The sequence below is a fragment of the Pseudomonas sp. RL_5y_Pfl2_69 genome (assembly GCF_963970465.1).
GTDB lineage: Bacteria > Pseudomonadota > Gammaproteobacteria > Pseudomonadales > Pseudomonadaceae > Aquipseudomonas.
The window spans coordinates 185,955-200,887 of the sequence record NZ_CAXAOU010000002.1 but is presented as its reverse complement, the minus strand read 5'-3'; the positions used below and the strand labels follow the sequence as shown (position 1 = coordinate 200,887).

The window sequence follows — 14,933 nt, the reverse complement described above, 5'->3', positions numbered from 1 at the left end:
GTGAAACGTCCATGCAGCCCATGCTGAATATCGCGCTGCGCGCCGCCCGCAGCGCCAGTGAATTGATTTTCCGCTCCATCGAGCGCCTGGATACCATCAAGGTTGACGAAAAAGACGCCAAGGATTACGTCTCTGAAGTCGATCGTGCTGCTGAACAGAAAATCATCGACGCCCTGCGCAAGGCTTACCCGACGCACGGCATCCTCGGTGAAGAAACCGGCATGCACCCAGGCAGCGGTGAAGGTGAAGACTATCTGTGGATCATCGACCCACTAGATGGCACCACCAACTTCCTGCGCGGCGTTCCACACTTCGCCGTCAGCATCGCCTGCAAATACCGCGGCCGCCTTGAGCACGCAGTGGTTCTCGATCCGGTTCGCCAGGAAGAGTTCACCGCCAGCCGTGGCCGTGGCGCCCAACTGAACGGTCGCCGCCTGCGTGTAAGCGGTCGCACCAGCCTCGAAGGCGCCCTGCTGGGCACCGGCTTCCCGTTCCGCGACAACCAGATGGATAACCTGGAAAACTACCTGGGCATGTTCCGCAGCCTGGTTGGCCAGACTGCCGGCATCCGCCGTGCAGGCGCAGCCAGCCTGGATCTGGCTTACGTGGCTGCAGGCCGTTTCGACGCTTTCTGGGAGTCGGGCCTGTCCGAGTGGGACATGGCTGCAGGCGCACTGCTGATTCAAGAAGCAGGCGGCCTGGTCAGCGACTTTACCGGTAGCCACGATTTCCTTGAAAAAGGCCATATCGTTGCCGGTAACACCAAGTGCTTCAAAGCTGTACTGACTGCAATCCAGCCGCACCTGCCGGCTTCGCTGAAACGCTAAGCGAAACCCGCAGACAAAAAAAAGCACCCTTCGGGGTGCTTTTTTTTGGCCTTGAAATTGCCCTCTGCAGGAGCGGGCCTGTTCGCGATGGCATCACCGCGATTTGCCTCACAGACCGCGCCGCCCGCATCGCGAGCAGCCCGCCCCCACATGAACTTAATTCAGGATCAGCTTGCCTTCCTTGTCCACGGCAATTTCATTGCCCGGCTCGCGATCCATTCGCACCTTGCCTTCCTTGCCGTTGAGCGAATAACGCACGTCATACCCGACAACCTTGCTGCTGATGTCATTGACCGTGTTGCAGCGCGTCTGGGTCGTGGTGTAGGTATCACGCTCCTGCATGCCTTCCTGAAACTTGTTGCCGGCGTAACCGCCACCAACAGCACCAGCGACCGTAGCAATCTTCTTGCCGGTGCCACCGCCCACCTGATTACCCAGCAAACCACCCGCAACAGCGCCGATCACGCTACCGACGATCTGATGCTGATCCTTGACCGGCGCCTGACGCGTCACAGTCACATCCTTGCACACCTCACGCGGCGTTTTGACCTGCTGGTTGACCGGCACAACTGCCAGCACCTGCGCAGACTCAGGGCCTTTAACCAAGCTGTAAGTGGCAAAAGCGCCACCGGCTGTAACACCGACAGCACCCAGTACAGCACCTACCAGCAATGACTTGTTCACGTGAACCTCCAGACCATCATACGTAGGAAAATCCCACATCAATCCCAGCCTTGGAGCACAAAAAAAGGCGCGAGTTCAATACTCGCGCCTTTTAGGTGACAACCTGCTTATAACCAGAGGTTATGGACGGTCGTCGATCTCTTTCTCAGTCGCCGCAGGCGGAATCAAATCCTCTGCACTGAGGTTCAGCCAGATCAGCACCACGTTCGCGATATAGATCGACGAGTAAGTACCCGCCATCACACCAACGAACAGCGCAATCGAGAAGCCCCACAGGTTATCGCCACCGAAGATCAGCAACGCCGCAATCGCCAGCAATGTGGAGACCGAAGTCGCCACGGTGCGCAACAGGGTTTGCGTGGTCGAGATGTTGATGTTGTCGATCAGGCTGGCCTTGCGCAACACCCGGAAGTTCTCCCGAACCCGGTCGAATACCACGATGGTGTCGTTGAGCGAGTAACCGATGATCGCCAGCACCGCCGCCAACACCGTCAGGTCGAAGGTGATCTGGAACCAGGACAGGATACCCATGGTCACGATCACGTCGTGAACCAGGGACACAATCGCGCCGACCGCGAACTTCCACTGAAAGCGGAACGCGAGGTAAAGCATGATGCCGCCCAGCGCCATCAGCATGCCGAGGCCGCCCTGGTCACGCAGCTCTTCACCTACTTGCGGCCCAACAAATTCAACGCGCTTGATGACCGCAGGGTTGGACGTGTCGGCCTGGCCCAGCGCAGCCGCTACCTTGTTACCCAGCAGCGGATCGTCGCCCGGCATACGCACCAACAAGTCGGTGGTTGCACCAAAGCTCTGCACCACGGCGTCATGGAAGCCGGCCGAAGCCAGCTCCGTACGCACCTTGGTCAGGTCAGCCGGCTTCTCGTAGGTCAGCTCGATGAGCGTACCGCCGGTGAAGTCCAGGCCGTAGTTCATGCCCTTGTGGAACATGCTGAACAAAGCCAGCACGGTAAGCAGCACAGTGACGCCGAACGCTACGTTGCGAACGCCCATGAAGTTGATTGTACGTAACATGGCAGCCCCTTAAATCCACAACTTCTTGAAGTCCCGACCGCCATACACCAGGTTGACCAGTGCGCGGGTGACCATGATGGCCGTGAACATCGAGGTAAAGATACCCAGCGACATGGTGACCGCGAAGCCCTTGACCGGCCCGGTACCCATGGCAAAGAGAATCCCGCCGACCAGCAGGGTTGTCAGGTTGGAGTCAACGATGGCAGTAAAGGCACGGTTGAAACCTTCGTTGATCGCCCGCTGCGGTGTCATGCCATTGGCAATCTCTTCACGTATACGCGAGAAGATCAGTACGTTGGCATCGACCGCCATACCCATCGTCAACACGATACCGGCAATACCCGGCAGGGTCAGGGTTGCACCCAGCACCGACATCAGAGCCAGCAGCAAGACCATGTTGCCCGCCAGTGCCACCGTTGCGATCACACCGAAGAAACGGTAGATGGCAATGATGAAGAGGGACACGAACAGCATGCCCCACAGCGAAGCATCGATACCCTTGGTGATGTTGTCAGCACCCAGGCTAGGACCAATGGTGCGCTCTTCAGCGAAGTACATTGGCGCCGCCAGACCACCGGCACGCAACAGCAGTGCCAGCTCGGAAGCCTCACCCTGGCCATTCAGGCCGGTGATCCGGAACTGACTGCCCAGCGGCGACTGGATAGTCGCCAGGCTGATGATCTTTTTCTCTTCTTTGAACGCCTGGACCGGCACGTCCTTCTCAACACCATCAACCACTTTCTTGGTGTAAGTCGTCACCGGCTTCTGCTCGATGAAGATTACCGCCATGCTGCGGCCAACGTTGCTGCGGGTCGAACGGCTCATCAACTCGCCGCCATGACCATCAAGCTTGATGTTCACCTGCGGACGGCCGTGCTCGTCAAAGCCGGCCTGAGCGTCCGTCACCTGGTCACCGGTGATGATCAGGCCACGCTCGATCTGCGCGGTCGGACGGTTGCCCTCACGGAACTCAAAGGTCTCGGACGTAGCCTTGGAAGCACCCGGCTCAGCAGCCAGACGGAACTCAAGGTTGGCCGTCTTGCCCAGGATACGCTTGGCTTCGGCAGTATCTTGTACGCCTGGCAGCTCAACCACGATGCGGTTGGCACCCTGACGCTGAACCAAAGGCTCGGCAACACCCAACTCGTTAACCCGGTTACGGACGGTTGTCAGGTTTTGCTTGATGGAATATTCGCGGATTTCCGCCAGCTTGGCCGGGGTCATCACCAGACGCAGAACCGGCTGACCATTGAGGTCTGCAGCAGTAATGTCGAAGTCATTGAAGCTTTTGCGGATCAGGCCACGCGCTTGCTCACGGGTAGCTTCATCAGTGAAGCCCAACTGAATGGCACCGTTGAGTTGCGGCAGACTGCGATAACGCACTTTCTCTTTGCGCAGCAGGCTTTTGACATCGCCTTCGTACACTTTCATGCGTGCATCGACAGCTTTGTCCATGTCCACTTCCAACAGGAAGTGCACACCACCCGACAAGTCCAGACCCAGTTTCATTGGGTGAGCACCCAGACTACGCAACCATTGCGGCGTGGTCTGTGCCAGGTTGAGCGCTACGACATAGTCGTCACCCAGGGCCTTGCGTACGACATCCTTGGCTGGCAACTGGTCGTCTTTCTTGACCAGACGCAGCAAGCCACCTTTACCATTCTGGGCCAGAGTGGCGCCCTTCACGGCAATGCCTGCATCCGTCAGCGCCTTGGTGGCGCGATCCAGATCAGCTTGAGTGACCTGCAGGGCCGTGCTCGCACCCGACACTTGAATCGCCGGATCATCAGGGTACAGATTGGGAGCGGAATAAATAAAACCGATCGCCAGCACTGCCAGGATCAGTAAGTATTTCCACAGAGGGTATTTGTTCAGCATCAATCACGCCGCCCGCTTAAAACGCGGGGCGCCTTGCGCGCCCCGTCGATTGTTAAAAGTTGAAACTTAGATCGCTTTCAGCGTGCCTTTAGGCAACGTGGCTGCAACAGAGCCTTTCTGAATTTTCAGCTCGACAGTGTCAGACACTTCGATAACAACAAAAGCGTCAGAAACCTTGACGATCTTGCCGGCGATGCCGCCAGTGGTCACGATCTCGTCGCCTTTTTGCAGGTTACCCAGAAGGGCTTTCTGCTCTTTGGCGCGCTTGGCCTGTGGACGCCAGATCATCAGATAGAAGATAACCAGGAAGCCGACCAGGAAAATCCATTCAAAACCGCCACCCATAGGGCCAGCAGCGGCAGGTGCAGCAGCGTCCGCGAAAGCGGAAGAGATGAAAAAGCTCATTAAGCACTCCAGTTGCAATGTTGTTTCTTAAAGGTCCGAAACTCAGTCCAAAGGCGGCACAGGAAGCCCGCGCTTGGCATAGAAGGCGTCGACAAAGGTGGCCAATGTACCCTGTTGAATAGCCTCGCGCAAACCAGCCATGAGCACCTGATAGTGCCGCAAATTATGGATGGTATTGAGCATGCTCCCCAGCATTTCGCCGCACTTGTCCAGATGATGCAGATAAGCGCGAGAGAAGTTCTGGCAGGTATAGCAATCACAGGTCGGATCCAGCGGCGAATCATCATGGCGATGGAACGCATTGCGGATCTTGATGACACCGGTGTCGATAAACAGATGCCCATTGCGGGCATTGCGGGTTGGCATCACGCAATCGAACATGTCCACACCGCGGCGCACACCCTCAACGAGATCTTCTGGCTTGCCAACCCCCATAAGGTAACGAGGTTTGTCAGCGGGCATCATCGCGGGCAGGTAATCCAGCACCTTGATCATTTCGTGCTTGGGCTCGCCTACGGACAAACCGCCGATGGCCAGGCCGTCAAAACCGATTTTGTTCAGACCTTCAAGCGAGCGCTCGCGCAGGTTCTGGTGCATGCCGCCCTGAACGATACCGAACAGAGCCGCCGTGTTGTCGCCATGGGCATTCTTGGAGCGCTGCGCCCAGCGCAACGACAGCTCCATGGAAACACGGGCCACATCTTCATCCGCCGGGTACGGCGTGCACTCGTCAAAAATCATGACCACGTCGGAACCCAGGTCACGCTGAACCTGCATCGACTCTTCCGGGCCCATGAATACCTTGGCGCCATCTACCGGCGAAGCAAAGGTCACGCCCTCTTCCTTGATCTTGCGCATGGCGCCCAGGCTGAAAACCTGGAAACCACCCGAGTCAGTCAGGATCGGACCTTGCCATTTCATGAAGTCGTGCAGGTCGCCGTGCTTCTTGATCACTTCAGTGCCAGGACGCAGCCACAAGTGAAAGGTGTTGCCCAGAATCATCTGCGCGCCGGTATCGACGATATCGCGCGGCAACATGCCCTTGACCGTGCCGTAAGTACCGACCGGCATGAATGCCGGGGTTTCGACCACGCCACGGGGGAAGGTCAAACGACCGCGACGAGCCTTGCCATCAGTGGCAAGTAGCTCGAAAGACATACGACAGTTGCTCATGCTTGATCCTCAGGGGCCGGGGCAGGAGCCGTCGGCGCAGGATTGCGGGTGATGAACATTGCATCACCGTAACTAAAGAAGCGGTACCCATGCTCAACCGCAGCCTTGTAGGCCGCCATGGTTTCGGGATAACCGGCGAACGCCGAAACCAGCATCAACAGCGTGGATTCCGGCAAATGGAAATTGGTCACCAGCGCATCGACCACATGAAACGGTCGGCCCGGGAAAATAAAGATATCGGTATCACCACTGAACGGCTTGAGCACGCCATCACGGGCGGCGCTCTCCAGCGAACGCACGCTGGTGGTGCCCACGGCAATCACCCGCCCGCCACGGGCACGGCATGCGGCCACGGCATCAACCACATCCTGGCCCACTTCGAGCCATTCGGTATGCATATGGTGATCTTCAAGACGCTCAACCCGCACCGGCTGAAAAGTACCCGCGCCCACGTGCAAGGTCACAAATGCCGTCTCGACGCCCTTGGCAGCGATAGCCTGCATCAGCGGCTCATCAAAATGCAGGCCTGCCGTTGGCGCAGCCACGGCACCCAGGCGCTGCGCGTACACGGTTTGATACCGCTCGCGGTCAGAGCCTTCGTCCGGACGATCGATATAGGGCGGCAATGGCATGTGCCCGACACGGTCCAGCAGGGGCAAAACCTCTTCGGCAAAGCCCAGCTCGAACAACGCATCGTGACGTGCCAGCATCTCGGCTTCGCCACCGCCGTCAATCAGGATTTTTGACCCTGGTTTTGGCGACTTGCTGGAGCGCACATGGGCCAGCACGCGGTGGCTGTCGAGCACCCGCTCAACCAGAATTTCCAGCTTGCCGCCCGAGGCCTTTTGGCCAAACAAGCGAGCCGGAATCACCCGGGTATTGTTAAACACCATCAAGTCGCCTGGGCGTAAATGCTCAAGCAAATCAGTGAATTGACGATGTGCCAGTGCTCCGCTCTCCCCATCAAGGGTCAGCAGGCGACTGTTGCGGCGCTCCGCCAAAGGATGGCGTGCGATAAGCGAATCAGGGAGTTCGAAAGTAAAGTCAGCAACGCGCATGATAGGTTTCGTCTAGCAGGGCCGGGGAGTTTAACGGACTTAGTAAAAATAGACCAATAAGTTGTTGACCGACCTAAACCTCATCTCTATACTTCGCCGCCATTGAGCCCTGATGGCGGAATTGGTAGACGCGGCGGATTCAAAATCCGTTTTCGAAAGGAGTGGGAGTTCGAGTCTCCCTCGGGGCACCATATAGCAGTACCTACAAGTCCCTACCAGGACTTGTAGCGCAGAGAAACCGGCCACTGAGCCGGTTTTTTTTTGCCTGAAAATCACCTCTTGTATCCCGGCCTGTATCCCAAAAAAAAACCCATTAATTTTGGGATACAAGCAACCGCACCAACCAGCGTTACGGGATCTCTGGCTCGACTAGCCTGGCCAGTAATACCAGGGATTCCTGCCACCCGAGATAGCACGCCTCGGGTGGAATGATCCCGGGGATGCCCTCTTGCACCACGCTCAATTCAACTCCGCAAAAGACCTCTCGCAAAGTTACCGTTGTCTGCATCACGCCCGGCAGGTCAGGATCATCAAAGGTGTCCGTGTAGCGGATCAGTTCATGGGGCACCAATTCAACGTACTCCCCGCCAAACGAGTGGACCTGACCGCTGTTGAAGTTGGTAAACGACATTTTGTACGTCCCGCCCACCTTTGCTTCCAGGTGGTGGACCTTGCCCGTGAATCCGTTCGGGGGCAGCCATTTGACCAGGGCATCGGCATCCAGAAATGCACGGTAGACGCGCTCTGGTGTTGCTTTGATGACGCGGTAAAGCCGGATCACATGCGTGGCCATGACAACTCCTGAAGTTATCGGATATCTCGGCTCTATAGTTTAGAAGACCACCCGCCCCTCGGGGCTTACGGTGACGAGTGACCTTTGTTGCGCACGATCGCCTCCAGGACATCAACGCTCGCGAACATTGCGGTAAAGCATCAGGCGCGCACTTTCATGCAATCCCAGGGTCAAGGCTTGCAGGCGTTGAAACTCTTCAGGGTGCTGCTGCGCCACATCCTCCCTGGGAGTTTGCGACGCCAGGTCATGCAGCGTCGGTGAGCTGCCGTCGTGCTGCATTTGCAGCAGGAAGTCCTTGGTCACCCCTCCGATCACCGGAAAGGTCCCTTCGCTCAGTACCAACGGCACCATTCGCTCTCCCTCCGGCACAGGCTGCTGGATATCCCTGCCCATCGCACCATTGAGAAAGGGAATACCGGCCATGCCCGCCACGGTCGGCAGCAGGTCCGACAGACCAACCGCCTCTTCAATCACTTTGGGCTGCAACCTGCCTGGCGCGTAGATCAACAGCGGCACGTTGTTACTTTCAAGCCCCAGCTGTTCAAAGGCCGGCGCCATGTGCGGTATCTGGCTGATGCGGGTGTTGTGGTCGCCGAAGAACACAAAAATGGTGTTGTCGTGGTAACCCCCCGCCTTGGCAATTTCCATCAGCCGACCAATGTTGTAGTCCAGCAGGCGTACGGCGTTGTATTGCTCGACACTGCGCGAACCAGCGGCCTGGACCTGTTCCAGGGAAAGGTCTTTGACCACGAAACTGTCGTTGCTGGCGGGTATGGTGAATGGCCGGTGATTGCCGGAAGTCTGCACGTAAGCAAAGAACGGCTGGTCCCTGGCTACGGCGCGCAAGATGTCGTCACTCTCCTTGAACAGGTCCAGGTCGGAGATGCCCCACACATCCACCCGCGGTGAGCGCCAGTGACGCTCATCATAAAGCTTCATACCCTCGATACTCTGCCGGATCAATCCATTGATATTGGCCCAACCGGCATTGCCGCCGATCATGTAGAACTTCTGGTACGCCTCGAAGGCATTGATCAATGTGTGTTGGCGGGTAATCAGGGGGTTGCGGGTTGCGGTTTCCTGGCGGGTGACGTCAGGCACACCGGTAATGCTGCCCCAGACCGTTTTCGCAGTGCCGGTGACCGGCACGTAGAAGTGTTTGAAGAACCAGCTCTGACTGGCCAGCCGGTCCAGGTTCGGCGTGGGGTTGAGGGGGTTGCCGTAAGCCCCCACGGCGCTGGTCCCCAGGGATTCAAGCATGACGAACATGACGTTGGGCGCACGCTCACCGGCAAATCGGTAAGGCTGCACGGCTTGCTCACGCACAAAGCTCAATTGCTCGGCATCGGGCCGCGTCACGCCGAGGTAGTGCGCCACTTGCGGGTAATGCTCTCGGACTTTGGCTTCATCGAATTGCGACTGCCCGACCCTGAGGGTGTCGAACAAAAACAGCACCGGGTTAAGGCCGACGGCGGCGATCTGGTTATTGCCGGAAAAGAAAGCATCGCTCCAGCGCAGAGGCACCGGGTTTTCCAGGTTGAGATTGGCCACACGCCCCAACAGTGAAAGCAGGATGGCAACGACGCCGATCACGGTCACGGACGCTATGGCAACGACGCCCGCAGACTGCTTTTCACGATCCAGGGTGATCCGTTCAAGACGAATCAGCGCGTAGGTCCACAGCACAACGGCCATCAGCCAGCTCAGGGTTATCCACAACACCGGGTAGGTTTCCCAGACCATCTGCCGTGAAATCTGCGCGTCCTCCAGGTAACGCAGCACTGTGGCATTAAGGCGTACGCCCAGGTAGGCGTAATGACCAAAGTCGATGATGTACACCAGTCCGACCACGCCCAACACCAGCAACAAGTAGCCGCGCGCCAGCCAGCGCAATGCTCGCGTGTTCAGCAGGTTCCAGCGCGGCAGCCAGGCCAGCAGAGCCAGCGGCAGCAACATCAGTACGGCCAGGCGCAGGTCGAAACGCAGGCCAATGCCCAGGGTTTCCAGCAGCGCGGCCTCTTGAAGACCGACCCCGGAAAAGCCCAGCACAAAAATCAGCCGCAGGCAGACCAGCAATGCAAATACCAACCCGATGGCGCCTATGCCGTAACGCAGGCGCCGTGAGTACAACCCTCCCATCATTGACCTCGCTGCAGTTTTAAAAGAGGACGCCAGCCAGCCATCACCAGCATCCATAACCCGACCACCAGGCAGTAACCTGTCAGCAACGGGTCGATCAGATAGTCCCAGTAGTTTTCCGAAGCCTTGAGCCGCAGGGTAAAAGCCACGGTTGCCGCCGCCAGCATCCACACCGCGAGGCTATTGCGCAGCGCCAGCATCAGCAGGGCCACCGCTCCCACCAGCACAATCATCGGCCGGGGGTTGAAGCCCCAGCGGTAAGGATCGAAATAAGTCAGCCCCAGAGTGGCCGGATACAGAACCAGGCTCAGGGCGCCAAACAGCAGCACCACCTGCAGTCGCTGCGCGCTCTTGAGTGGCTGCACCACACCCAGGCGGTGCAAGCAGACCCACGCCAATAACACCAGGGTGGTGATTGCCAGGTCATCGGTAAAGCTGCGCACATAACCCGCCAGCGCCAGCTCATTGACCGGAATGAAACTCACCACCACCAGTACCGGCAGCAACCAGGGACGCCAGCGCGCACCGAAGCGCACAGTACTGATCAGTACAAAACCCAGCAGGACAAAACTCAAATGGGCTTGCCACATTGAAAACATCACAGTCGCTCCGCCAGCCAGGCCTCATTGAAGCTGACATGTTTGATAAACGTGTTATTCCACGAGTACACTAGGTGGTACATGCCATCCGGGCTGCGACTGAAGTACGGATACTCGTATTCGAATTCACAGCCACGGGGTTTGCACACGCGGTAATCCAGGTTGCTCAGAAAACGCTGCTCCAGGCCCAAACGGCGGGCGCCGCTGGACGCACGAAAGCCTTCGCCGATGATTTCCTTGTAAGCCTCAGGGGAGAACGGTTGACCCAGCGGATCGGGGGACTGATCCAGCTCCACCAGGGTGCGCCACTGATTAAGCTGCGCATCGGTGCCGTACAGGCTGAGTTTGAAGCGCCCGTCCTCAAGGTCATTGAGGGCCACCAGCAAACCGTCGTCCGCCGTGCCGATTGCCGACAACGACGAATTGGGGTTGGACGGTTCCAGCGGGTACGGCTCACTCCAGGTCTGCCCGGCGTCTTGCGTGCGGCTGGCGAGCACCCGGTGATGGGTTTCACCGGCGTAGCGCAACATGGCGATTGCACGCTGGCCATCCTGAGCAACGATGGTCGGTTGCAGTGAGTGCTTGCCACGGCTGATGCGGAATTTATCGATGACTGCACCGTCGGCGCTCAAGTACAGGTACTCGGCAAACTTGCCCATGAACTCGTGGTACACCGGCAGGCCAATCGAGCCATCGGCATGAAACACAGGGGCAGCACGCACCAGGGTGCTGATGTTGAAGAACGGTGACGTCACCAACTGCCGGGGCGCCGACCAGTTCGCACCCATGTCTTGCGAGACCATCACATTGATCGCGCTGGTGGCCCAGCCGCCCACCGACACCGAGACATAAAACATCCACAGTCGATTGTCAGGTCCCAGGGCGATGACCGGGTTGCCCAGCTTGCGTATATAACGCCGGGTGCCGTCGCGGGTTGTCTCACGGGTAACGAGTATTTGCTCCGGGCCCCACTCGGTGGTTTTGGCATCAAAACGTGCAATGCGTACCTGCACGTCGGCAGCGCCCTCACGGGAACCGGCAAACCATACCGCCATCAGGTCGCCGCCTGGCAGGGCCGTGACGGAGGACGAATGGACAAAGTCATTGAGATGGGAGGATACAAAGCGGCTGTTGAATTGCGGAGCGTCCGTAGTGGGCACCCCTTCCTTGTCGGCCAGGGCGAAAGGCGCCAGCACATGGGGCGGATGGCTGAGCCATGCGGCAGAAAACACCAGTAGCAGGCAGCTGATCAGTAAAAACGGGCGCATAGAAAACCTGTTGAAAAGAGAGTTACTGAACAGGGTCATCCGGCAATCGCCTCCTGCGGCCGGTGAGCATGGATAACGGCAGGTTGTCCCGCACCTGGATACTTTCAAACAACGCCGCCAGAACATGAATGATCACCAGGGCCAGCAGCACATTGGCCGTGACTTCATGCAAAAGCAGCGGCCAGTCGGCGCCCCACAAGGCGTCGACTTCCTGCATCAGAAAACCGCTGACACCCAGGGTCAGCAGGGCCAGCAACATCAGGATCATCACCAGCGCCCCCAAGGGCGAATGGCCAAGGCGATGCTGCGCACGGCCATTGAGCAGCGAACGCACATGGCCATTCAATCGCGCAGGTGTTGGCCAAAAGTCAGCCCAACGCGCACTGCGCGGGCCAACAAATCCCCACACCAGCCGCACCAGCAGCCAGGCCACGGCGTAATAGCCCAGCCAGACGTGCCAGTCGTCACCCGCTTCATTGAAGAAGTAATTGGCGACAAAGACTGCCGCGATGGAGAGATGAAACACCCTCACCAGCGGGTCCCAGAGGCGCAGGAATTGCTCCGGCATCAGCCCTTGATCTCGGTCTTCACGGCTTTACCCGTCACAGGGTCGTGATAGATCTCGACCTTGCGTTTGTCTTTGTCAAAACCGTAGATCTCGTAGCAATTGCCATCGGTGATCTTGAACTTGCTGATCTCGTAACCCTGGGCTTTCAGTTGTTCCTGAAAAGCCTTCGGGTCCTGCCATTGCGAACGCTCGGCAGAGGTACATTGCGGGCCGGCGATTGCCAGGGGGCTGGCAATCACCAAGGACAGCAGGAGAATTTTGCGCATGGAAACACCCTCAGTAGACGTAGGAAATCCACTGTGCAAAACCAACCTTAGGAAAAGCTTAGTTGGCAACGAGCTGTAACATCTTTCCCGGAATAGCCCCGGCCTGAACACGGCATGATGCCGCCGTTTCCTACAGAGATTGTGCTATGCGCCTGCTCCTCGTCGAAGATGATCGCGCCTTGGGCCAAGGCATTCGCGTGGCGCTCAGCGCCGAAGGCTATACCCTGGACTGGCTGCAAGACGGCGTCAGTGCCCTGCATGCCCTGCGCAGCGAAAGCTTCGATTTGCTGCTGCTCGACCTGGGCTTGCCGCGCCTCGATGGTTTGACGCTGCTGCAACAACTGCGCGCCGAGCAGCACGACATTCCGGTGCTGATCCTCACGGCCCGCGACGGTACCGGGGAACGTATCGCCGGCCTCGATGCAGGCGCAGACGATTACCTGATCAAACCCTTCGACGTTGAAGAGCTGAAGGCCCGTGTCCGCGCATTGTTGCGCCGCAGCCAGGGTCGGGCACAACCGTTGCTTGAGCACACCGGTATCAGCCTCGACCCAGCGACCCAGCAAGTCAGCTACCTGGGCCAGGACATCATCGTCACCCCGATGGAATACCAGTTGCTTCATCAACTGATGGTGCGCCCCGGCAAAGTGATCACCCGCGAACGCTTGTCCCGCGCCCTTTATGGCTGGCAGGACCGGGTCGAAAGCAACACCCTGGAAGTGCTGATTCATAACCTGCGCAAAAAGCTGTCCGTCGAACTGATCCGCACCGTGCGTGGTGTCGGTTATGTGATGGAGCTCAAGCCATGAACTCGGTGCGTGCGCGCATTCTCATCCCGGTACTGATCCTGATCCTGCTGGGCGATGCCCTGATCAGCTGGCTGGTGCTGCGCGACAGCCACCATGAAATCGAAGAAGTCTATGACGCCCAGCTCGCCCAAACCGCCCGTCTGCTGCAAGGCGTACTGAACCAGCACGAGCCGGGCGAAAACAACTGGGACCGCCTCTACCGGGCTTTCGACGACGCCATGAGTCGGGTAGGCGAGGACGGCCCGGCCCATCCTTACGAAACTCGCCTGACCTTCCAGGTCTGGCGTAGCGACGGCCAACTGCTCGTGCGTTCTGCCCAAGCGCCAGTCCTGGAGTCACCGCCCACCACGCTGGGTTCCCACGACATCATCGAGAACGGCAATGACTGGTGCGCCTTTCTGCTTGCCGACCCGCAACAGGGCTTGCTGATCTGGGTGGGCGAGCGCGATGACATTCGCCAGGACCTGATCCAGCGCATCGTGCGCCACACCCTGTGGCCCACCCTCATTGGCGTTCCCCTGCTGACCATCCTTATCTGGCTGACCATCGGCTGGGGCCTCACCCCACTGCGCGCGATGGCCAGCGCCATTCGAGGGCGCAATACCAACACCTTGCAAGCACTGAATCTCAAGCCGTTGCCAAGGGACCTGGAGCCTATGCAAACCGCGCTGAACCAGTTGCTGGTGCAGATGGACAACCTGCTGGAGCGAGAACGGCGATTCATTGCCGATGCCGCTCATGAACTGCGGACACCACTGGCCATACTGCGCATACATGCCCAGAACGCCCAAGGCGCCGCCACCCTGGAACAGCGCCAGGAAGCCCTTGATTTCCTGGTGAGCGGCGTTGACCGGGCCACACGAATTGGCAGCCAGTTGCTGACCATGGCACGCATTGAGCCGAACCTGAACACCACGACTCGCAGTACCGTGCAGTTGACCGTATTGGTGCGCGAAGAGCTGGCAGAACTGACACCCCTGGCGATGGAAAAAGGCGTTGAGCTGATACTGGAAGGTGATGAGGAGTGCCGGGTTGAAACCGACCCTGTGGCCCTGGCCATTGCGTTGCAGAACCTGGTCACCAATGCGCTGAACTTCTCGCCAGCGGGTAGCGAGGTCAAGGTCCTGGTCTGCGCACAACCCTGCGGGGGCATCCATTTGCGGGTTGAAGATTGCGGCCCGGGTATCGAGGAACAGTGCGTCGAGCGGCTGTTCGAACGCTTTTACAGTCAGGGCCACGCCAACGGCGCAGGCCTGGGGCTGGCCATAGTGGAAATGATTGCCCGCAAAATAGGCGCCAGCCTGCAACTCTATAATCGCCCCCAGGGTGGCCTGTGCGCCGAACTGCGTCTGGAGCCGTGTATCCCGGCTCGGGTGGTGCCCTGTACAATCGCGCCAGCCCACACGCCCCTGATCAAACACTGAACTGACT

Annotated in this window: 15 protein-coding genes and 1 tRNA gene; 4 read left to right on the top strand and 12 right to left on the bottom strand. The window is 58.5% G+C overall.

Annotated elements, in window-relative coordinates; translation table 11 throughout:
• Nucleotides 1–11 precede the first annotated feature (11 nt).
• Complete coding sequence (gene suhB, locus AACY07_RS04190) at nt 12–827, top strand: type III secretion system regulator SuhB (RefSeq protein ID WP_019823692.1); 816 nt, start codon at nt 12–14, stop codon at nt 825–827.
• A 156-nt stretch (nt 828–983) separates the two neighbouring features.
• Here the strand turns inward: suhB and AACY07_RS04185 are convergent, their stop codons facing one another.
• The 6 genes from AACY07_RS04185 to queA form a co-directional block, all read right to left on the bottom strand.
• Nucleotides 984–1,511 (bottom strand): glycine zipper 2TM domain-containing protein, encoded by a 528-nt coding sequence (locus AACY07_RS04185; protein ID WP_339473571.1) that lies wholly within the window; start codon nt 1,509–1,511, stop codon nt 984–986.
• Between the two features lie 120 nt (nt 1,512–1,631).
• Entirely contained in the window at nt 1,632–2,546 is a 915-nt protein-coding gene (gene secF / locus AACY07_RS04180; RefSeq protein ID WP_133075961.1) for a protein translocase subunit SecF, read from the bottom strand.
• Nucleotides 2,547–2,555: 9 nt separating this feature from the next.
• Nucleotides 2,556–4,424 carry a protein translocase subunit SecD gene (gene secD / locus AACY07_RS04175; protein ID WP_326398424.1) on the bottom strand — a complete coding sequence of 623 codons (1,869 nt, stop codon included), beginning with the start codon at nt 4,422–4,424 and terminating at the stop codon, nt 2,556–2,558.
• Nucleotides 4,425–4,490: 66 nt separating this feature from the next.
• Nucleotides 4,491–4,829 carry a preprotein translocase subunit YajC gene (gene yajC, locus AACY07_RS04170; RefSeq protein WP_003443398.1) on the bottom strand — a complete coding sequence of 113 codons (339 nt, stop codon included), beginning with the start codon at nt 4,827–4,829 and terminating at the stop codon, nt 4,491–4,493.
• 42 nt (nt 4,830–4,871) lie between these two features.
• Nucleotides 4,872–5,987: a tRNA guanosine(34) transglycosylase Tgt gene (gene tgt, locus AACY07_RS04165; RefSeq protein ID WP_133075983.1), complete on the bottom strand. Its 1,116-nt coding sequence runs from the start codon at nt 5,985–5,987 to the stop codon at nt 4,872–4,874.
• Between the two features lie 11 nt (nt 5,988–5,998).
• The gene (queA, locus tag AACY07_RS04160; RefSeq protein ID WP_095001476.1) at nt 5,999–7,060 is read right to left on the bottom strand and encodes a tRNA preQ1(34) S-adenosylmethionine ribosyltransferase-isomerase QueA; all 1,062 of its coding nucleotides are present in this window, start codon (nt 7,058–7,060) and stop codon (nt 5,999–6,001) included.
• Between the two features lie 106 nt (nt 7,061–7,166).
• Between queA and AACY07_RS04155 the strand changes: the two genes are divergently transcribed.
• Nucleotides 7,167–7,251 (top strand) — tRNA-Leu (locus AACY07_RS04155).
• 158 nt (nt 7,252–7,409) lie between these two features.
• Here the strand turns inward: AACY07_RS04155 and AACY07_RS04150 are convergent.
• The 6 genes from AACY07_RS04150 to AACY07_RS04125 form a co-directional block, all read right to left on the bottom strand.
• Nucleotides 7,410–7,853, bottom strand: coding sequence for an SRPBCC family protein (locus AACY07_RS04150; RefSeq protein ID WP_339473568.1), 444 nt, complete (start codon nt 7,851–7,853; stop codon nt 7,410–7,412).
• A gap of 111 nt (nt 7,854–7,964) precedes the next feature.
• Nucleotides 7,965–9,992, bottom strand: coding sequence for an LTA synthase family protein (locus AACY07_RS04145; protein ID WP_339473566.1), 2,028 nt, complete (start codon nt 9,990–9,992; stop codon nt 7,965–7,967).
• A complete protein-coding gene (locus AACY07_RS04140; RefSeq protein ID WP_133079539.1) occupies nt 9,992–10,591 on the bottom strand; it encodes a hypothetical protein in 600 nt (199 codons plus the stop codon). Before AACY07_RS04140 ends, AACY07_RS04145 begins: the two co-directional genes overlap by 1 nt.
• Entirely contained in the window at nt 10,591–11,859 is a 1,269-nt protein-coding gene (locus AACY07_RS04135) for a sialidase family protein (RefSeq protein ID WP_339473564.1), read from the bottom strand. The genes AACY07_RS04140 and AACY07_RS04135 overlap by 1 nt, the downstream gene beginning before the upstream one ends.
• Nucleotides 11,860–11,881: 22 nt before the next feature.
• Nucleotides 11,882–12,427, bottom strand: a complete 546-nt coding sequence (locus tag AACY07_RS04130; protein WP_339473562.1) for a cytochrome b/b6 domain-containing protein — start codon at nt 12,425–12,427, stop codon at nt 11,882–11,884.
• Nucleotides 12,427–12,693 carry a PepSY domain-containing protein gene (locus AACY07_RS04125; protein ID WP_133079536.1) on the bottom strand — a complete coding sequence of 89 codons (267 nt, stop codon included), beginning with the start codon at nt 12,691–12,693 and terminating at the stop codon, nt 12,427–12,429. Before AACY07_RS04125 ends, AACY07_RS04130 begins: the two co-directional genes overlap by 1 nt.
• Before the next feature lie 146 nt (nt 12,694–12,839).
• Between AACY07_RS04125 and AACY07_RS04120 the strand changes: the two genes are divergently transcribed.
• Both AACY07_RS04120 and AACY07_RS04115 read left to right on the top strand, forming a co-directional pair.
• Entirely contained in the window at nt 12,840–13,502 is a 663-nt protein-coding gene (locus tag AACY07_RS04120) for a response regulator (RefSeq protein WP_339473560.1), read from the top strand.
• Nucleotides 13,499–14,926, top strand: coding sequence for a sensor histidine kinase (locus AACY07_RS04115; protein WP_339473558.1), 1,428 nt, complete (start codon nt 13,499–13,501; stop codon nt 14,924–14,926). The genes AACY07_RS04120 and AACY07_RS04115 overlap by 4 nt, the downstream gene beginning before the upstream one ends.
• The last annotated feature ends 7 nt before the right edge of the window (nt 14,927–14,933 follow it).